At 37.0% G+C, this 21,261-nt stretch carries 17 protein-coding genes and 1 pseudogene; 13 read left to right on the top strand and 5 right to left on the bottom strand.

Annotated elements, in window-relative coordinates; translation table 11 throughout:
- The first annotated feature begins 232 nt into the window (after positions 1–232).
- The 11 genes and pseudogenes from IPO27_13120 to IPO27_13070 all read left to right on the top strand — a co-directional run bounded on the left by IPO27_13120 (position 233) and on the right by IPO27_13070 (position 9,524).
- Positions 233–859 (top strand): murein L,D-transpeptidase catalytic domain family protein, encoded by a 627-nt coding sequence (locus IPO27_13120; GenBank protein ID MBK8847426.1) that lies wholly within the window; start codon positions 233–235, stop codon positions 857–859.
- Positions 860–1,051: 192 nt separating this feature from the next.
- Positions 1,052–2,324 (top strand): annotated as a pseudogene (locus tag IPO27_13115) (acetyl-CoA hydrolase/transferase family protein).
- Positions 2,325–2,614: 290 nt separating this feature from the next.
- On the top strand, positions 2,615–3,025 hold the full coding sequence (locus IPO27_13110) for a hypothetical protein (protein MBK8847425.1): 411 nt from the start codon (positions 2,615–2,617) through the stop codon (positions 3,023–3,025).
- A 22-nt stretch (positions 3,026–3,047) separates the two neighbouring features.
- Positions 3,048–3,881 carry a universal stress protein gene (locus IPO27_13105; GenBank protein ID MBK8847424.1) on the top strand — a complete coding sequence of 278 codons (834 nt, stop codon included), beginning with the start codon at positions 3,048–3,050 and terminating at the stop codon, positions 3,879–3,881.
- A gap of 11 nt (positions 3,882–3,892) precedes the next feature.
- Complete coding sequence (locus IPO27_13100) at positions 3,893–4,048, top strand: universal stress protein (protein ID MBK8847423.1); 156 nt, start codon at positions 3,893–3,895, stop codon at positions 4,046–4,048.
- Positions 4,041–4,721, top strand: coding sequence for a universal stress protein (locus IPO27_13095; GenBank protein MBK8847422.1), 681 nt, complete (start codon positions 4,041–4,043; stop codon positions 4,719–4,721). The genes IPO27_13100 and IPO27_13095 overlap by 8 nt, the downstream gene beginning before the upstream one ends.
- Before the next feature lie 56 nt (positions 4,722–4,777).
- The gene (locus tag IPO27_13090; protein MBK8847421.1) at positions 4,778–4,918 is read left to right on the top strand and encodes a hypothetical protein; all 141 of its coding nucleotides are present in this window, start codon (positions 4,778–4,780) and stop codon (positions 4,916–4,918) included.
- 150 nt (positions 4,919–5,068) lie between these two features.
- A complete protein-coding gene (locus IPO27_13085; GenBank protein ID MBK8847420.1) occupies positions 5,069–5,485 on the top strand; it encodes a CBS domain-containing protein in 417 nt (138 codons plus the stop codon).
- A 514-nt stretch (positions 5,486–5,999) separates the two neighbouring features.
- The gene (locus tag IPO27_13080) at positions 6,000–6,425 is read left to right on the top strand and encodes a VOC family protein (GenBank protein ID MBK8847419.1); all 426 of its coding nucleotides are present in this window, start codon (positions 6,000–6,002) and stop codon (positions 6,423–6,425) included.
- Positions 6,426–6,470: 45 nt separating this feature from the next.
- Positions 6,471–7,886, top strand: a complete 1,416-nt coding sequence (locus IPO27_13075; protein ID MBK8847418.1) for a hypothetical protein — start codon at positions 6,471–6,473, stop codon at positions 7,884–7,886.
- Positions 7,887–8,207: 321 nt separating this feature from the next.
- Entirely contained in the window at positions 8,208–9,524 is a 1,317-nt protein-coding gene (locus IPO27_13070) for a T9SS type A sorting domain-containing protein (GenBank protein ID MBK8847417.1), read from the top strand.
- Between the two features lie 34 nt (positions 9,525–9,558).
- Here the strand turns inward: IPO27_13070 and IPO27_13065 are convergent, their stop codons facing one another.
- From IPO27_13065 to IPO27_13045, 5 genes are all read right to left on the bottom strand, one after another.
- Positions 9,559–9,897, bottom strand: a complete 339-nt coding sequence (locus IPO27_13065) for a hypothetical protein (GenBank protein MBK8847416.1) — start codon at positions 9,895–9,897, stop codon at positions 9,559–9,561.
- 157 nt (positions 9,898–10,054) lie between these two features.
- Entirely contained in the window at positions 10,055–11,362 is a 1,308-nt protein-coding gene (locus IPO27_13060; protein MBK8847415.1) for a hypothetical protein, read from the bottom strand.
- A 292-nt stretch (positions 11,363–11,654) separates the two neighbouring features.
- Positions 11,655–15,245 (bottom strand): S8 family serine peptidase, encoded by a 3,591-nt coding sequence (locus IPO27_13055; GenBank protein ID MBK8847414.1) that lies wholly within the window; start codon positions 15,243–15,245, stop codon positions 11,655–11,657.
- A 187-nt stretch (positions 15,246–15,432) separates the two neighbouring features.
- A complete protein-coding gene (locus IPO27_13050) occupies positions 15,433–16,902 on the bottom strand; it encodes a VWA domain-containing protein (GenBank protein ID MBK8847413.1) in 1,470 nt (489 codons plus the stop codon).
- Positions 16,903–16,933: 31 nt separating this feature from the next.
- Positions 16,934–17,782, bottom strand: a complete 849-nt coding sequence (locus IPO27_13045) for a transketolase (GenBank protein MBK8847412.1) — start codon at positions 17,780–17,782, stop codon at positions 16,934–16,936.
- 338 nt (positions 17,783–18,120) lie between these two features.
- Here IPO27_13045 and rpsA point away from each other — a divergent pair, with 338 nt between their 5' ends.
- Positions 18,121–20,022, top strand: coding sequence for a 30S ribosomal protein S1 (gene rpsA, locus IPO27_13040; GenBank protein ID MBK8847411.1), 1,902 nt, complete (start codon positions 18,121–18,123; stop codon positions 20,020–20,022).
- A 102-nt stretch (positions 20,023–20,124) separates the two neighbouring features.
- Positions 20,125–21,258: a hypothetical protein gene (locus IPO27_13035; protein MBK8847410.1), complete on the top strand. Its 1,134-nt coding sequence runs from the start codon at positions 20,125–20,127 to the stop codon at positions 21,256–21,258.
- Positions 21,259–21,261: the final 3 nt, after the last annotated feature.

Raw genomic sequence — 21,261 nt, 5'->3', positions numbered from 1 at the left:
TTCTACTTTTCAGTTAATGTCGAAGCTAAAAATCTATTGTGACAGTAGTGTCAGCCGCTATAATCGGAGCCATTTCAAGAAAATTTTATTTCGTTAAACGAAATAAACAAGTGTAAGTATCGTATAGGCTATTACTAAGAACATTATTTTCATTGATTTGTGTAGTCGCCATGTTTGCAATACAAAGCATACACTAATTGTAGCATTATAAAAAACAGAAGGAATATTTAGCATGACCCTCATTCAAAACATCACATTAATTATTGCTGCAAGCTTAGTATCGTGTAGTAATCCATTTGCAGAAGAAGTAAAAAAAAACAAGCCGGCCTTAAACCTTACAACAGCCCGAATAAAGGCCGAACAGGCTTTGCAATATTGCAGAGCTAATAAATTCAATACCGACTTCTGCATATTAATTGATATTAGTTTGCACTCAGGTGTTAACAGGTTTGTGGTATGGAATTTTGAAACTGATAGTATAACACACCGTTTTTTAGTTGGGCACGGCTGTTGCAAAAATCCATGGAACGAAGACGATTCAAAGGATAATCCATCATTCAGCAATATAGATGGAAGTCATTGCTCATCCTTAGGCAAGTATAAAATTGGCGAAAGGGGAAATAGCGATTGGGGCGTCAATATAAAATATCTATTGCATGGTCTTGAAAGCACTAACAATAATGCCTGCAAGCGTTATATTGTTTTTCATTCCTGGGAGGTAGTCGCTGATGAGGAAGTTTTTCCTGACGGAACTCCTGAAGGATGGGGATGCCCAACTATTTCAAATAATAGTTTTCGTATTTTAGACCCGATGCTAAAAGAAAGCGCTAAACCAGTGCTTATGTGGATTTACAAATAGCACAGTTTACAGAATTTATTTTATCCATTATAATATAGATTACTAGCATCATAATTCCTTTTACTTTTGCGCAAGAGAAAAAATCTTTTTTTTCAAACAGGCTGGTGCAGTTGCATCCTCATAATTCTTAGTTTAAGCGACAAGGAAGAGGGTTGGAAAAAAACGGGAGCCATCTTAAAATTTTTATTTTATATGAATTATCTATCAGCAGATGAAGCGGTGAAAGTGGTACAAAGTGGTAACCGTGTTTTTATACAAGGCAGTGCAGCCACTCCTTCGGTTTTGCTCAAGGCATTGTTCAAGCGCAAACAGGAATTAAAAAATGTAGAGTTGGTAAGCATTACCACTTTGGGTGAAGACCTGTTTAAACCTGCAGATATTGGCGGTAGTTTTTTTGTTAATTCATTATTCGTTTCGAATAATGTGCGCGAAATTGTTAATTCTGAGTTTGGAGAATATGTTCCGGTTTTTCTAAGTGAAATCCCCCTTCTTTTCAGAAATAACATTTTGCCGATAGATGTTGCATTCATTCATGTATCGCCCCCCGATAAGCATGGCTATTGCTCGTTAGGCACATCGGTAGATATAGCGCGCTCGGCTCTGGAAAATGCAAAGCATGTTATTGCACAAGTTAACAAACACATGCCGCGCACATTGGGCGATGGTATAATTTCCATTAATAAAATTGATACGCTTGTTGAAGTAGACCAACATTTGCCCGAGGTTAGTTATCTGAATAAAATGGACGAGAAATCCTTGACCATAGGAAGGAATATTGCAAACTTGATAGAAGACAGATCAACTATTCAAATGGGCATAGGTGCTATACCAGATGCTGTGCTCACTTGCCTTAATAATCACAAAGACCTCGGAATACATACCGAAATGTTTTCGAATGGTGTTATACCTCTGGTTAAGAATGGAGTTATCACCAATAAATACAAGACCAGACATCGTGGAAAAATAGTAACCAGTTTTGTCTTAGGTACCAGAGAGCTATATGATTTTGTAGACGATAATCCGGAAGTAGCTTTTTTAGATATTGATTATGTAAACGACACGAATGTGATACGAAATAATCCAAAGGTGGTAGCCATTAATGCGGCTATTGAAATTGATATAACCGGACAAGTATGCTCCGATTCAATAGGCACGTATCAATATTCAGGTGTGGGAGGGCAAATGGATTTTATTCGTGGGGCTGCACTTTCTCCCGGTGGAAAACCAATAATTGCGCTTAAGTCATCTACTAAAGAAGGATTTTCTAAAATTGTACCTTTCTTAAAGCAAGGTGCCGGAGTGGTTTCACCACCAGAGCACATGTACACTATATGTAGTTTCTGAATATGGTGTAGCTTATTTATTTGGAAAAAATTTGCAACAGCGAGCCAAAGCCTTACTGCAGATAGCGCATCCCGATAACCGCGAAGAACTTGACCGCGAAATTTTCAAACGTTTTGGATAGCCTATTATAATTTTATAAGGCATTTCGTTGAATTATTATTATAGTCTGAGTGACTGATAGATGCAGGATAAATACCATTTTGATGAGCTATAATTTTATAGCACGCAATTGGCCACATAGTTAATATGGGCGGAACTAAGAAGGAGCCAAGTGTTTGGTTAAGCATCAATTCAAATTATATATATCTGGTAAAAACTAATTTTTATCATGTTTTTTACAAGCATTTGTCATTTTTTTGAAATGCATAAATGAATTGTTTTGTCAGTATAATAAATGTTATAAAAACAATTATGGATATTTTAATAGACAAATCGAAAAAGCTAATCGAAATACAGGCAGAATTTCAAAAGCGATTTCCATTTTTGAAAATTGAATTTTATAAAAAGGGACATGCACAAGGCGAAGGCTCAACGAAAAATAGCACACTAAACACAGAGCAAACAATAGGAGAGGTGGGTGGAAGTAATGTAACAGAAGTGTTTAAAGTGCATGGATTAATGACCGTAGCTGAGTTGGAAAATGCCTTTGGTCAAACCTTTAGATTATCGGCTCAGGTTTTTAGAAAGTCAGGCACATTATGGTTACAAACTACCGCCACCGATAGCTGGACGCTTGCAGAGCAGAATAAGGAAGGAATGGAGAAAACCGCAAGCAATGGCGAAGATAGAATTGATGCTATGGACTTACATGATTTAGAATAACCTCTTAAACTATCTTTAAAATATGAAGACAATTTTTTTTCCTACTGATTTTTCAGTGAATGCAAATCATGCACTAAAATTTGCCACAAGTATTGCAGAGGCAGCCGATTGTAAACTTGTTTTGTTTCACGCTCACAAACCATTGATAGGTAGCTATAACAGTATACCCGGCTTGGTTGCCGAAGAGAATGCAGACGCGACAAATGAGAACATTAAGAAATTAAACGCTTTAAGCAAGAAGTTGGATACCTTACAGATTGTTGAATCAGTAGCAGTGGGTGATACGATTGAAGAAATTCTGCGTGGAGCTCAAAATTGTAATGCAGATCTCATAGTGATGGGAACACATGGTGCAAGTGGATTGCGAAAAGTGCTTTTTGGCAGCAATACTGCAAAAGTAATTGCAAAGTCTGAATTGCCTGTGTTGGCTGTCCCGCAAGGATTTCACTTGCAGGAAATTAAAACCATTCTTTATTCAACCGACCTTAAAAATCCTGCCAATGAGTTAAAGCTTTTGCTTCCTTTAGCCAAAGCGCTCAATGCAACTGTGCAAATCTTATTCATAGATTATGGTTGGCATGAAAATACCAAAGTAAAAAAGGCATTTGAAAAGCAGATAAAATCCTGGACATATAAGAACATTAAAGTCATTGAGCAAAAGGCAAGCATAGACGAACCCATGTTAAATCTAATTAAAACATATGTAGAAAAGCATAAGCCGGACATTATTGCCATGTTTCCAACCAAACAATCATGGTTCGAAAAGTTTTTGTTTGGCAGCAAAACCGAAGAACTTGCCTATCAGCTAAATGTACCATTGCTTTCTATCAGGAAATCTACTGTAAAATCTAACTGAAAATAATACCTATGAAAATTCTAGCACCAACCGATTTTTCTCCCTTATCAAGAGTAGCTGTTTCCTATGCAGTAAGTCTTGCCAATAAACTTAATGCCGAACTTACCTTGATACATTTAGTGCATGTAGATTCAGCCCACGCAAGTCTTGCCGTAAAAAATCAATAGCCTCGAAGATACCTTAGTTGAAAATGCTGAACATGATTGTAAAGAACTAATCAATGAAATTAAATCGCAGGGTAACGAAAGCCTGAGCATTTCCTATTATGTAAAAAAAGGATACCCTTTAGAAGCTGAAGTCACTGATTTTGCAAAGGAAAATAATGTGTCGTTAATTGTGCTTGGCACCAAAGGAGCAAGCGGGTTGCAGAAAATTTTTATGGGAAGTAATGCAGCTGCCGTAATTAACAAAAGCGAAATACCTGTGATTACAGTGCCGGAGTTTGCTCATGTAAGCAGTATGAAGCATATCGTGTATGCAACAGACTTGGCAAACATGAGCGATGAAATGAAAGTACTTGTGCCTTTGGCTGAACTATTTGATGCAACACTGAATATTATACATGTTGTTTCGCCAAGTTCGCAAACAAAGATGGATGCTAAACAGATAACTCAGGATATTATTAAAGAAATGAACTATGATAAAATTACATTTCGTGTATCTGTGGATGATGATATTTTAGCTGCACTTGAAGCTTACATGGCTTTTATAAAAGCAGATATGCTGGCGATGTTTACCCACAACACTACTTTTATCGACAGGCTTTTTGCTGATAGCGTTACCCGTCAAATGGCTTTTCAAACTTCGGTACCCTTACTTACTTTAAAAAAAGTGTATTGATTTAGCAAAATGCCTAATGCGCGTTTGTATTGCGAAACTTAATAACAACTATTGTTTTGAAAAAAAAATACCGCACATCCATGCTCCTAAAGGATTTGTGCCGCATGCAGTTGGAAGTAAAATGGCGCATAGTTATGTCCCTATGGATGTTTCGCACAATTGAATTAGACGAGTTTGTTAAGCAAAAAGACCACTAGAACAAAATTAAAATATGCAATCTTGCATAGCAGCAACGAATTCCATTTATAACGAATAACAAATATCTCTTCAAAAGATGATAATTGTCATGATTTTAATAGCAGGGTGCTTTTAGCTTTGCCAAAAACGTAATATAAAAAAAACAAATTATGAAAAAAAGAGAACCGGTAAGTAAGATTATGATTTCAGATGTGAGCTCAGTTAATGAATTGGCTTCGTTAAAAGATGTTATGGCAACATTTAGGGATAAAAGAATAAGGCATATGCCTGTAACAAAAGGCGAAACGGTGATTGGGATAATTAGCGCTACAGATTTAAACCGATTGACCTTTGGTGCATTGTTCGACAATCAGGCGCATTCAGATGAGGCAGTACTTGATATGCTTACAGTACCACAAGTGATGACTCCCAATCCACGCACTGTGCATCCTGAAGATGCTATCAGAGAAATAGCCGAAATATTTGCAACCGAGCAATTTCATGCGCTACCAGTAGTTGAAGGCAACACACTCAGAGGCATAGTAACCACTACCGATGTTATCAAGTATATGCTTGAGCAATATTAATCGGTCTGCATTGTGATTATTTTTTGCAATGAGCATTTTGTACAACAAACTGCTTAGTTAGATTAATAAAGTACACTTAGCTATAAAAAGTGTTCCAACAGTAATAAAGGCATTGTATTAATTACAGTGCCTTTTGCAATTTATGTTATTGGTAATACAAGCAACTACAAAAGTTTGCAGAGCTTCTGTTTCTCGTTGCAACTAATGCAGTGTAATCAGAAGTTTTATTCTTCTTGAACACTTAAATAAAAAAATAGGGTTTTTATTAAAAGCTCAACCAAACGCTTAGCTCTGTTTAAATTTCTTTCAAAAGAATATATTGAAAACGATTACTTATTTTAATTTCGCAGCTATATCCAACAGTTATTCCTAATTTATTTCAAATAAAGTAATTCATTAAAACTAATATTTTATGCAAAGACTATCTTTAATCGCCTTGGCACTTGGTGCATCATTTTGCTTTGGCTTTACCTTTAAATCTTTTTTAGATAATAAGGGCGAAGAACCGGATCGATTGAAAAGAGTTACAGGTATAGGAGGAATATTTTTCAAATGTAAAGACCCTGCAAAAGTACGCGAATGGTATCATAAGCATCTTGGTCTAAGTACAAACGAATATGGTTGTGTATTCGAATGGTATCAAGGGGCCGATAGCTCGCGCAAAGGCTTTTCGCAATGGAGCCCGTTTAAAGAAACCACAACTTATTTTGCGCCATCCACTAAAGAGTTTATGATTAACTATCGGGTCGATAATTTAACAGCTCTTGTTGAAACATTAAAAAAGGAAGGTGTAACCGTAACTGATACCATCGAGACATACGACTATGGCAAGTTTGTACATATAATGGATGTGGAAGGAAATAAAATTGAATTGTGGGAGCCAAACGATGTTGAGTTTGAAAAGCTAGGTATTCAAATTGGAAGTATAACAACTAAATAAAAATGGTTCATTGTGTTAATTTCAAATTTTTAACTTTCAAATAGATTGAAGCATTTTAATTTGTTTGCAAGCGCAAAATCAGGCTTATATTTTCTATTGTTTTGTCAACTTATAGTTTCACTTTTTATCATTTGTCAATTTGATGGCATAGGCTATGAGGGCGATAGTGTAATGCATTACATGTATGCAAAGTACTCCTTTCATCATCCTGAATTGTTTTTTAATCATTGGGCCAAACCGGTTTATGTGTTATTGGCAAGTCCCTTTGCACAGTTTGGTACGAATGGAATAAAGTGGTTCAATGTGTTAGTCATGCTACTCACTGCATACTTTACTTTCAAAACGTGCGCGAAATTAAAATTTAACAACCCCCTAATTGGTGCAGTCATATTAATTTTTTCGCCCCTCGTTTTTGTGCTTACTTTTTCGGGACTTACCGAGCCATTGTTTGCATTAGTGCTGATAGGTAGCATCTATCTTTTGGTTTCTGACAAAACAGTTGCATCAAGTTTGCTAATTTCTTTTCTGCCATTTGTTAGAACCGAAGGCTTATTCTACCTATTTATTTTTGCCTTCTATTTTCTTATTGCAAAAAAATGGAAAATGCTTCCGCTATTACTTGTTGGGCATGTGTTGTACTCGATAGCCGGTTACTTTGTTTATGGTAATTTGCTGTGGGTAGTTAATAAAATTCCGTATGCGCGATTTAGCAGCAATTACGGAAGTGGAAAACTGATGCATTTTGTTGATCAGATGATTTACGTAGTAGGTGTTCCCATTTATATTCTTTTCTGGATTGGTGTGCTGGCAACCATAATACATGCAGTAAGAAGGCAAATTAATATCAAATTCGCTGTTTTTATTTTCATGGGCTTCTTTACATTCTTTATTGCACATACTGTTTTCTGGTATTATGGAATTTTCAATTCGATGGGATTAAAAAGGGTTCTGATTTGTGTGGCGCCTTTGTCTTCTATAATTGCTTTAGCTGGATACAATTTCCTTCTTGGTTTTTTTCAAAAGAAAAAAACGTTACTTCTTATTATTACCATTTTACTTCTTAGCTATATCGTTGTGTTTCCATTTACACCTAATAGGGCAGCAATTAATTGGCAGAAAGATATGTCACTTAGTGCAGATCAGCAGCTTGCAAAGCAAGCTGCATTACTAGTTAAAACAAAAGCTAACTCCGGTGCCCGGTTTTTTTATACGCATCCATATTTAAGCGAATCACTAATGTTAGATCATTTTGATACAACAAAGCATTTAGAGCTAAATACATTTTATAAAAAGCATATTCAATCGGGCGATATAATAATTTGGGAAAATTGGTTTTCGATAGTTGAATGCGGCTTAACTAAGGAGATGTTGGATAAGGATACTTCGATTATTAATCTTCATGTTTTAAAAGCACATGATGGCAATAGAGAGGTAGTCTATTCAATCTACCAATGCAAGTAATTTTGTATTCATATCAAAACGTAATAAAATTCCAGTAAGGCACTTTTTTTGGATTAAGTGGAATATCAGTTTAGCCATTTTCAGTTGATTTGCATTGTTGTGGGTTATCTTAATTTTTTGGGTGATTATCATTGTGATTAAATTGACTGAAACAGTTTGCAGTTCTGCAAATTGAAAAATTGGTTATTTAAGGTGAAAGTTTTAAAGCCAAATTATACAAAATGTTATAGTAAGATTAGTATCATTAAACAGATAATTGAGATTTTTGCATTAATATTGCCCTTACGTATTTATGCAAGTTAAAAACTAATAGCAAGAAAAATGAAACGCTTAGCTGTGCTTATTCTCTTTTTTCCGTTGATTGTAATAGCACAAAATTACACATCGTATTTTACAGGCAATATAGTCGATACGGTAACCATGCCTTCGGGGGGAATTTGCCTGATGGGAGGAGCAACTGAAGACGATAATGCAATGAAATGGTTTCTGCAAAATACCAATGGAGGAGATGTTTTGGTATTGCGCACTTCGGGAACCAATGGATACAATAATTACTTGTACTCCGGTTTAGGTATTCCGGTTAATTCTGTTGAAACTATCGTTTGCAATAGTGCAGCCGCAAGTAATGATGCGTATGTGCAACAACGTATACAGCAAGCCGAAGCAATATGGTTTGCCGGTGGCGATCAATGGAAATATATTAGCTATTGGCGCAACACTCCCGTTGATAGTTTAATAAATGATGGCATAAAGCAACGTCATATAGTTATTGGTGGCACTAGTGCAGGTATGGCCATTGAAGGGAAGTATTATTTTTCTGCACAAAATGGAACAGTTACATCAACAGCAGCACTTGCCAATCCATTTAATAGTATGGTTACGGTTGATTCTGCAGCATTTATTTCACATGCAATATTAAATAATGTTGTCACCGACACACACTTTGATAATCCAGACCGAAGAGGCAGGTTGTGTGTTTTTCTTGCACGCATTTTTTCTGACTACGGCATATATGGCAAAGCTATAGCTTGCGATGAATATACGGCAGTGTGTATAGACACCACCGGAAATGCAAAAGTATTTGGAGGATATCCTGCCTATGACGATAACGCATATTTTATTCAAACCAATTGTGAACTTACAAATCAGGCGCCTGAAAATTGTAGTAGTGGAAACCCGCTAACATGGAATCTTGGTGGCGAAGCATTGAGAGTTTATCAAGTAAAGGGCAATGCCTCAGGCCAAAATACTTTTGATTTAAACGATTGGAAAACAGGTGCCGGTGGTACCTGGCTTAACTGGAGTGTAAACGCAGGAGCTTTCAACTCACAAAACGGCAACCCGATTAATTGCAATTCGAGTGCAATACTAGAAACTAAGACTGATGAATCTTGGGAAGTATTTCCAAATCCTGTTGAGGAGCAAAGAACACTAACCATTCGATGCAAAGTTCAGCATACCGATACCCCTGACATTAGTTTGTATAACAGCAATGGTCAGAAAGTACACTTTGGGTTAGTGAAACAAAACAACAATGTATATACACTATTTTTTGTTAATCTAACTAAGGGCATATATCTACTTCAAATAAATGGGAATGAACATTCCTACTACACAAAAAAAATAATACTGAATTAGTAAGAGCCTGTTATGTATTTTTTGTCACATGTAATCACAACACGTTTAATTCTTTTCGAAAACCAGATAGCAACCTGCAAAGGCAACGATGATAGCAATGGAGGTAAGCCCATACATCAGAAAGTCGCGCCATTCGGGAATTACTTCTTAATACCGTAAGCAGCATACTAATAAATCCGATTACGCTTCCAACTGCCATTAGTGCCCATCCAAGAAAGGTGCGCTTTTCAAGTTTTAACTCTGCCATTATCTGCTCTATCTCTTCAGTCTCTACACTATCTTTAAATCTTTCTTTTAGGTTTCTAATAATTTCTTTTGAATCAGTTGAATTACTGATTGCTTCGATCTCTCTTTTTAAAACAACCTTGTCCATTGCTTAGATAGTTTAATGCACTAAAATTAGAAAATTTATTTCAATACTAAACATTATTTAGAGGTATTCGACTACAAAAAAAACATACAAAATCTATAGCTTCAATACTGCAGTGATGCTTAATGTACCTCATGCATCAAATAATCACAAAATAATTCTAGTAACCATAACCCCAACTGTCGCTTCTTCGCTTTCCTAAAAGTTGATAATTTTTTTCTTCTATTGCTTTTACTACCTGCGCTCTGTTTTTATAAAGCGACTTGTGATGATAATTATAATAACCAACTGACGCATACAAAAACACGGCACTCACCATAGCTACTTTCATTAGGGTAAGCCACCATTTATATTTTTCTATCAGCAGCACATGGCAATGCATACTGAAGAAAATTACCAGTGGCGCCATTATAAAAAAGGTGTGCGATGATGGGCCTTTTATAGAAAAGAAAAAACTGCAAAATACAAGCAGGTATCCAAGTAGCGTTAACAGCTTTATTTTGAACCATACCACATCTTTTTTAAATTTGAATGAAGCTAACAAATAACCGCCCACCATTAAAAATCCAAACAGTAGCAAATAAATTACAAAGGGTGTACTCCAAATACTATATTCAATTACTGCTAAGCGTTGCTTGGTTGAGCCTCCTAAAAAATAAGGGATTTCGAATGATGCAAAAGATAGATAGCGCAATAAAATAATTGGCAGGTTAAGTATGTTGCTTGCATTAAACACAATGTTTTCAGAAACATTTTTTGAACTAACTGAATTAAAATAGGTAGGCAATAAGGTAAGCGCTCCAACCAATAAACCTATAAGCAAGCTTCCGATTTTATAGGCTACATGTTTGATCTTTTCTTGTTTAACAATAAAGAAAAAAGAAATTCCTAAAAATGGCAATAACAACACAAACGATAAATGTAGTTGCATGATGCAGGTTATGCAAACACCCGTAATTAAAGCAGCTAAGTTGCCGTTTAATATGCGGTTAGGATATATAGGAAGCAGTTCGATAATCGAAACAAAAAAGGGAATACTGAATATTAAAACATAAGATGGATTTACTACACGTGTTCCATAGTCAACGGTCCAGCTTAATAGTAGTATCCAGTAAAAAATTAAGTAAGGAGAAAAATTCCAGTTGAGTCGTTTATAAATATACCAGGCAAAAAATAAGAGACTTGCAGAACAAAGCACATTTAAAAATAGGGCAGGACCTTCTGGTATTGGTAAAATTTCGAGGGGGAGGCGCACCAGCCAACCTTGCAGTGCACCTGGTATTTGTGTATTCGTATACACCACATCGGGGCCATAACTTGGCCACGTTTGTGTAGTATATGATTTTAATCCAATTAGGTAAATTTGTAATTCATCCTCAAACCAAAACTCAGCACAAAGGCCGAACATAGTTCTTACAACAACTAATGCTACAACAATTAAAACAAAAAGTATCTTACTGTTCTTCATTTACCTTACTTAGAATGACGATGACATTTTTTTTTACGTTGCGTTTAAGTGCTTTTTATAGTTATAGCTATAATGTGTTTTAATGCATTGCAAATATCCTTTGGATGTTTGCGCAAGTTGGTTCTATGCTTGATTTGCTATTCAAGATTCTATAGGATAAAGTAATCGAAATATATATTTCAATTTGAAATATATTTTATTTAAGCATGATTTTAACACAAGCTCAAATAAACAAAAAAAAATCCCCTTCGAAAAAGAAGAGGGATCGTGAAAAATTCTAAACCAATACAGTTTACTTAACTACTAATTTACGGGTAGCTGCTTTATTTCCGCTTACTACACGAATCATATAGATACCGCTTTCCAATTGGCTAACATCTAAAGTGGTGGTTAGGTTAATATTGGTATTATTTAAATTTTCTGATTTTACAATACTGCCTTTTGCATCCATTATTTCAATAGAAGCTTGTCCGGAACCGGCATTCATTAAGGTAATAGCAACGATATCGTTAGCAGGGTTTGGAGCTACCACAAAATCATTAGCTTGTATAGTTGCAGGAGTAGCACCATAATAGCCAATGCCTATGTCATCCAACGCCATGTCGCTACTGCTTTGTGCACCTGTAATACCGCGGAAACGAATATTTACAATTTGGCCGATATAGTTATCAAGGCCGATAATAGCCTCTTGCCACTGATTGCCTAGGTTGCCACTTTTTAAGTCAATATTTACCCATGAACCTCCAGAATATAGATCTACGTACATATCTCCCATAGCTTGTCCGTTCATGTGATACCAATATACTAAAGATGGGAACGTTGCATTAGTAAGATCAATACATGGCGACACCATAATTGCTTCTTGGTTAAAGCAGTTTGATGCTTCAGTGTAAAGGTAATTTCCAGAACCTGATGTGTGGTCTCCTTGCGGTCCGGTTTGCGGAGTAGGGGTACCACCGGTATTTACAGTCCAGTCATGATCATCTTCAACACCGTTAAGCAAATTAACCCAGCCGTTTATTAATTGGCAGTTAACTGTACCGCAGGCATTTGGATTATTACACAGAGTGAATGCTTCAAAATCTTCAACATAATTTGGCAATACAGGTGCTGAGCTTACCAAATCAATTATTGAAACGATGGTATCATTAAATACATTTCCATCACCGGATAATGTAATAAAAGATTGCAGGGTATTTACCCCACTTCCGTTAAGGGTAATGGTACCTGCAAATGTATGTAAGAGCGAATCTCCGGGTTGGATGGTGTCAGTTATTAAATCGACTACCGGGGCACCACCATTTAACACGTAACTAATATTAAAATCAAACATGGGATTAACGCCCAGGTTGTACATCCACACACTTACCGTTGGTGTTAGATTAAAATTGCACGACTGCCCTGATGCACTTGCAGGTGAAAGGTTTGCTACGCTACCATCCACTGCTATTACACAATTGACTAAACCAATTGGACCTTCCACCGCATTTGACCTGCGGCTTATAGCCCCATTGGCACTTACTCCATGTACTGCATACCATTGTTCAAGGTAAGGGTTAATGTTATAAAGCGTAACAAAGGTATCGGTTACGTAAGCTACACTATCCATGTAATTTGAACCAAGCATGTATACCTGAAAGGCGGTAGCGTTTGCAGTAGGGTCTTCCCAGGTAAGCATCATACTATCTAAACATTGATAAGCTATTTGAATATTTTGTGGTAACGTCATGATGTTGAAGTTGCCACTGGTTGATGAGGTGCCATTTGTTTTTGACACACGGATTTGTGCATTTGGAGTAATATCGTTAGGTACCGTCCAATTTGCTAGCCTTACATTGCTACCAACGGTAGTAATGGTGTTCCAAGTTGCACCACTATCATTGCTGTAATCAATTGTATAAAATCCGTTATCACCATAGCTGTCCCAACGTATTTGTTCATTTTCGCCAGCAACAAGATGCTCGCCAAAGAAAGGATGGATAATGGTAACATCATCATAAATCAACTGATATACGAGGTAATACTCTTGGGAGCCAAAAGCAATATTAAAGCCATTAACTCTTAGTGTATACGTTCCAGCTGCAGGTGCATTTAATACAACTTGCTCCTGATTATTAATATGATCAGGCTTTGGAATAGCGCCTAATGGTAAAGTAAATGCATTGGGATTTGGATTTTGACCGAGTGGTAAAAATTCAGTACTAAGGTTGTCTATCATGCGTAAGTCCAGATCGTTTACAAGTGCTGGGGCAGCATTAATAGAAGCTTCCATATCATGCCAGTAGAGCATAACTTTTACTTTGGCAACACCCGATGGTATAGTAAGTGAGTAATCCATAGAGTCGCCATTAACAACAGTGCCTGTAAAATATGTGTTGCTATGTATTACATCCAATGATCTGCGAGCATTGAGTCTACCATAACCATAAGTCCAATAAGGTCCAATAATCCCCGAGTTGGAAAAGTCTGTTTCGCCAAGGTCATCGGCACCATTTAATAATGCTGCTTTTATTAAAGCTGAAGGAGCAACAGCAACCGAATTCATTTCTTTATACGCTTGACTTATTTGAGCAAATGCCGCGCTAACTGCTGCAGCAGCGCCACTGGTACCACTTGCCGTAGCATATCCATTATTTGGAGCGGTGGAGTTAACTCCTTCGCCCGTAGCAACCAGCAAAGGTGCAACACGGCCATCACTCATTGGCCCACGGCTGCTGTTTGCTGGCACTACATCGTCATTGGTTGATGTACCTACTGTGATGGAATTTTTTGCTTGCTTACTGCCACCGGTAATATTTCCCCAATCGGCACCTTGTATGTATCCGCAATCAAAATTTCCCGCATCTCCTGCACTAAAAATGTGCATTAATCCACTACGTGACCATATTTGTTGATCTACGACTTGAGCTGTTGCGGTGTAACCATCATTACAACCATCGCCAATCGAATTATTCGATATCGTAAATCCAAGATTATCATAATCGCTGTAAGCACTATCTAAATTGGCAGGGTAAGTATAGTTCTTCAAGGTTGCTCCCCATGCTATTCCGGGCTCTTTGGTATTTAAATTGCCAGCTCCGGCTATAATTCCTGAAACATAAGTAGCATGGTTGTTTGCGCCAAAGCCAACCGTAGTTGCTCTGCCTTTGAAATCGATGTGATTGCCTACTGCTCCCTCATCACCAACCACAATGCCAATACCAGCTCCATTATGTCCTAGTATATTCAGGATGTTACTGCGATTATTGTTTGCATCGGTATAAGATTCGGTAACTGGTGTTGGGTATATAGGTTCTATGTAATTAATAAATGGCAACATGCTTATGCTTTTTAATTGCGCCACAGGAAAAATACCTTTAATCAATTTACTGTTTAAATCAGCAGAAGTTAATTCACTTTCTGCCATTTGCAAAGCGCTTATTGCCTTTTGCATATCAACATCCGGATACAGTTTTATAAATACTTCGGCTACACCACTTCCTCGCATAGCATAATCAGGGACGTTGTTAGTTAAGATTTGTTTGCTAACCTTCATATCTGCATGAATCGAAACGATACTTATCACTCCTGCCTGTGTAAGCTTTTTAACATCATAGCCTGATGGTACACTTACGTAATAAGCATTATCAGGAATGTAATAAAGTAAATTTGCCCCTGACTGTTTTAACTCTTGGTGGGTAGCCATTGATGGAGTTTTTTCAAATTGCACAATAAAGTACAAACGGTTGTCAAACGACTGATTTTGTGGTAAAACAGGATTGATACTCCTGTTTACTTTTACATCAAAATTGCGAAACCGCAATAGCTGGCCATTTACGCTGGTAAATGCCATAATTAACGCAGCCGACATAGTCAGCCAGATACTGTAAACATTCTTTTTCATTAGAAATTATTTAATTTTAATTTGATTTTTTTTTTGAAATTGTAGAAACTATTTTCATGCAGATGCACTTGCTGACTAATTCGGATGCAAATTAATTATTTTGGTTTAATTAAGCGAAATAAAAAATTGACGCATTTTAAACTTTTTGATTTGAGCAGGAAAAATGTCGTTTCGAAGCGGCTAAATATTAATTTGTCTGCACGCTGGTACTTAGTCCCGGTGTAACTTTAAATTCCTTTTCGACAGAATAAATGGTTTCACGCGATGATTTTGGCCTGAATACAAGGCGATAGTTTCCGGGTTGTAAGGTTATGGTTTGCTTTGTGAGGTTATCATCTATATTACATACAAATTCAATTTGTCCATTTTTTTCTTGCAAAATGGCACCATAACCGGTCGAATTATTAAAGATAGTGACTATGCCCGGTTTAGGAATTTCGATGGTGGTTGTATTGCTTTGCTTTATGTTTACATTGTTGATGTAAGTTCTTGGAAGCGTAAGTATTTCAAGATCATAATTGCCGGTTATATAGCGTTCGGTGCTATTGAAATCCTGCACGTGTATGGTATGTAAATCTTTATGCTTGCGAACAATGCATTTCAAATTCTTATACTCATAACTATCTTCCATTTTAAGTTTAAGGTCGCCTTGCGGAGCATCAAGACCTATAATGGTATGCTTCCCCGGCATTATTTTGATACTATCTTTTTCCACGGGCGGAATAGTGTGTACTTCAAGGTGATAGGTGACCAAGGGGTCTAGTTCAAGCGTATCAGGAAAGCCTTTACTATTCATGGTATGCATTACATCGTATTTAATTTTTCCGCTAAGCATGTCGTAAAAGGTCATTGCCACATCGGTCTCGGTTGGCTTGTTATAAGCATCAATCAGATTAATTTGTGCGGTGGTGTTATTCAACGCCTGTGAGATAACAATACTGAATGCATCTCCAAATTCCTTTTCATTCTTTGCATCAAAATACTTTCCAACACAATCAAATTGCTTTGCAAATTCCTTGCTGACTCCCAAACCAATTACAAAAGGCTTTAGTACAATGCCCTTGCGTTGCAATGCCAGGGACACCGCACAAGGATCACCATTGCATTCTTCTATGCCATCGGTAACCAGGATTATTACATTTCGACCATTCGCATTTGGAAAATCGGCAGCGCACGATTCTAATGAGAGTGCTATGGGAGTGGTGCCACTTGGTTGCAATTCCTTTAGACGTTTTTTAATGAGATAACCATTACGATAACCAAAAGGCACTTCCAATTTATTATCGTCACAGTCTTGAGGAGGGAATCGCTTGGTATGTCCATAAACATGAAGGGCTAGTTGCAGATTGGGAATCTCCTGCATACTATCTACTATTTGCGAAATTAGTTTTGTTGCTACATCATATTTGCTTCCGCTTTCCCATTGAGCTATCATGCTTTTACTTGCATCAAACAAAATCAGAATGCGGGTTTCGGTAAACGCTTCAACCTGTTTTGCTTTTTGAGCTTTCAATTGTGAAAATAAAAAAACGCTAAAAGTCATCAGCATCATACATACATACCAATATAGAGAAATTCTTTTTTCAACTTTGTACGCTACAATTTTACTATGCCCGTTGGGTTTGTAATGCTGGGTTATTGCATGATTTTTTAGCATGGTTTACTTCCTTTTAAAAATACAATTGAATTTAATAATCTACCAATGTTGAAGGCAGCTGGTCTAAAGCTTGTTTTAGCTGTTCATCATTTGGAGCAATACCATGCCACTTATGCGAGCCCATCATGAAGTCAATGCCGGCACCCATTTCGGTATGCATAAGAATTACTTGTGGCATTCCCTTGCCGGTACAATTTTTTGCGTTTTCTAAAACGGAAATTACCACTTCTATATTGTTACCATTTTCACAGATGTGGGTTTGCCAGCCAAAGGCGGCAAACTTTTCTTTTAAGTTACCACTGTCTAATACACTTTTGGTACTTCCATCAATTTGTTGACCGTTACAATCCACTGTTAACACAATATTGTCAACCTGCTTAGCTGCTGCGTACATGAGGGCTTCCCATATTTGTCCTTCGTTAATTTCGCCATCACCACATAATGCATAAACCAGCTGCCGGTCCTTATTAAGTTTTTTGCTTAAAGCAGCACCAATTGCCACCGAAAGCCCTTGTCCCAAAGATCCCGATGCTATACGAACTCCTTCAAGCCCATCGTGTGTGGCAGGATGCCCTTGCAAACGCGAATTTATTTTCCGAAACGTATGGAGTTCGCTTAATTGAAAATATCCGGCCCTTGCCAAAACCGAATAATAGACTGGAGTAATATGACCATTGCTTAGAAAAAAGATGTCTTCATTTAGTCCATCCATGCTAAACTTATCAGGCTTGTACTCCATTATTTTATGATAAAGTGCTAAAAAATATTCAACACAACCAAGCGATCCCCCCGGATGACCTGACTGCACAGCGTGCACCATCCTTACTATATCTCTTCTTGTTTGCGATGCTAATTCCTTTAATTCAGTTATATCTTTCATAAACTTACATTGGATTATTAAAGGATGTAATGATGGGGAAAAGAATGTTAAAATGAGGAAGTAGCTGACAGAGTTTTTCAACAGGCAATTTGCAATTTAAAATCCGGCAGCATCAGTAGTTAATAGATTCAGAGCCGACCTGTTCATTGTCTAGTATAGCTGAAGGCGATTGCACCGAAAATCATATAACCCTATTATCAGTTAAATGTAACTGGCGAATACAGGTAAAAAAAACCTAAAATATTGGTAAAACCAAGTATAATATTCCTTACTTTTGCACTCCTTTTTGCAGAAAGTCTGCAAATCGTAATTAATTAATAATTTTTTAAAAATCTGAAATGTCAGAAGAAACAATTAACACAACCGAAGAGGTTGTAAAGTCAAACCCAACTGCTAACGTAGCGACCGATGATGGTATCGATTGGTCGTCAACAGGCAAAAAACAGCAAGGATACCGCAAAGAAGAGCAAGATTATTTGCTTGCCATGTATGACAAAACCCTTAGCGCATTTACTGAGCACGAAATAGTAAGCGGTTCCATTATTGGTAAAACCGATCGTGACGTAATCATAAATGTTGGATTCAAAAGCGATGGCTTAATTCCGATTGGAGAGTTTAAGTATATGCCTGAAATCAAATTGGGCTCTACTGTTGAAGTCTATATCGAATCGCAAGAAGACAAAAGCGGGCAGCTTGTATTATCGCATAAAAAGGCACGCGCTCTTAAGAGTTGGGAACGTGTAAACCAAGCTCTAAATACAGACGAAATAATCCAAGGCTATGTAAAATGCCGCACAAAAGGTGGATTGATTGTAGATGTATTTGGCATCGAAGCATTTTTACCGGGCTCACAAATTGATGTTAAGCCTATTCGCGATTACGATCAGTTTGTAGACAAGCATATGGAATTTAAGGTTGTTAAGATTAACAACGAATTCAAAAATGTGGTTGTATCACATAAGGTTCTGATTGAGCAAGAAATGGAAAATCAGAAGCTTGAAATTATGAGCAGACTTGAAAAAGGCCAGGTAGTTGAAGGAGTAGTTAAGAACATTACATCTTATGGGGTATTTATGGATCTTGGCGGAGTTGATGGCTTATTACATATTACCGATATTTCTTGGGGACGTATTAATCATCCGGATGAGGTACTTAAGATAGAAGATAAAATTAATGTGGTAATTCTTGATTTCGATCAGGAGAAAAAGCGCATTGCTTTGGGATTAAAGCAACTTACACCACAACCATGGGATGCGTTAGATGAAGGCATTAAGGTTGGAGATAAAATTAAAGGTAAAGTGGTTGTATTGGCAGATTATGGAGCATTTATCGAAATTATGCCGGGCGTAGAAGGATTGATACACGTTAGTGAAATGAGCTGGAGCCAACACCTGCGCTCGCCACAAGAATTTATGAAAGTGGGAGATGAAGTGGAGGCCGTTATTCTTTCATTAGAACGTGCAGAGCGTAAAATGTCGTTAGGCTTGAAGCAATTAACACCTGATCCTTGGGGCGAAATTACCCGCAAATATCCGGTAGGAAGCAAGCATAGTGCTAAGGTACGCAACTTTACAAACTTCGGTGTATTTGCTGAACTAGAAGAAGGTGTTGATGGCTTAATCCATATCAGTGATTTATCATGGAGCAAGAAAATCAAGCATCCTAGCGAATTTACTAAGGTAGGGGATGAGATTGAAGTATTGGTATTGGAAGTAGATACTGAAAACCGCAGATTAAGTCTTGGCCATAAGCAAATAGAAGAAAATCCTTGGGAAACTTATGAAACTGTATTTGCTGTAGGCAGCATACATGAAGGAACTGTAGGTAAAATTACGGATAAGGGAGCTTCGGTTATCATGACTTACGGAGTAGAGGCTTTTGTACCATATAAGCATTTGTTCAAAGAAGGAAACGTAATTGCTAAGACGGAAGAGAAGTTACCCTTTAAGATTATAGAGTTTAGCAAAGAAAACCGCAAGATTGTGGTTTCGCATAAGGCCACGGTAGAAGCAGCAAATGATGCAGCCAGATCAGCGGAAAAAACCGAAGCAGACAAACAAGCCGAGCAAGAAGCAAAGAGCGTAAAGAAAGTAAAGGAAGCAGTAGAGAAAACCACATTTGGTGACCTTGATCAGTTGGCCAACTTGAAATCGAATTTAGAAGCGGGAGAGCTTGAGCGTGCTAAGGAAAAATTAGCAGCATTGGCTGATAAAAAAGATGATGAAACCACCGAGCAATAAGCAAATTGGTTAATTACTTAAATAAAGGCGCCTTTTTAACCGAAGGCGCTTTTCTTTTTTTACAACGATGTATTAAAGCCAATGAATAATTAAACTTGCAGCATGAAATTTTCACAAATACTTGCAAACCTCCACACCAAAGAACATTTAATAAACAGCGCGACAACTGGTAGAATAAGCCATGCACAGTTGTTCCATGCTTTTCCTGGAACTGGTGCGCTTGCTATGGCATTAGCTTACGCACAGTTTATTAATTGCCTTTCGCCAATAGTTAGCGATAGTTGCGGTACTTGTTCCTCATGTATCAAATATGAAAAGCTTTCACACCCCGATTTGCATTTTATCTTTCCAGTTGCGAATACAGAGAAAATAAAAGATGCCGCTAGTATAAATTTTATTGAAACCTGGCGAAAATGCTTTTTGGCAAATCCCTATTTTACTATAAATGATTGGCTTGATCAGATAGATGTAGAGAACAGGCAACTATCCATAAAAGAAGAAGAAGCTACTACCATTATCCGAAACCTGAGTTACAAATCGTTTGAAGCTAAACTAAAAGTATGCATTATCTGGATGGCTGAAAAAATGAGCGTTATAACCAGTAATAAATTATTGAAAGTATTGGAAGAACCTCCTGACAATACCTTGTTTATATTAATTGCTGAAAATACAGAAAAATTGTTGCCTACAATTATTAGCCGTACCCAATTGGTTTATATTCCCAAACCAGATGATGATATGCTAAAACAATGGATGTTATCGAAAAAAAATATTTCTGCAGTAGAAGCTAATCGCATTATACGATTATGCGACAGTAATATATCTGCCATTGGACAGGCATTGCAAAATGAGGAGTTTGATTTTCCGCACGAAGAAAAATTTCTGGAGTGGATGCGCGTTTGTTTGCGCCCATTAAAAAAGGCAAAAGAACTAGTGGATATGACCAATGAGTTAGCCGAACTAAAAAGAGAAGGTATTAAGCAGTTTCTGATATTCAGTATCGAAACAGTAAGGGAGTGTCTTATATTTAATCACGGAGCAAAGAATTTACAGCGATTCAATGATGAAGTATTTAAAAACTTCAGTGTTTTTGCGCCATACATTACTCAAAACAATATTGAAGGTTTTACTAAGGAACTAACAAGTGCCTATAATCAAATAGAACGCAACGCCAATCCAAAAATTCTTTTTTACGACCTTACATTTAAACTTGCTTCGCTAATTGTTAAGAAATAAAAA

The organism is Bacteroidota bacterium (genome assembly GCA_016714535.1).
Taxonomy (GTDB): domain Bacteria; phylum Bacteroidota; class Bacteroidia; order AKYH767-A; family OLB10; genus JADKFV01.
The sequence above is the reverse complement of the archived record's forward strand: the minus strand, read 5'-3'. Positions and strand labels throughout refer to the sequence as shown.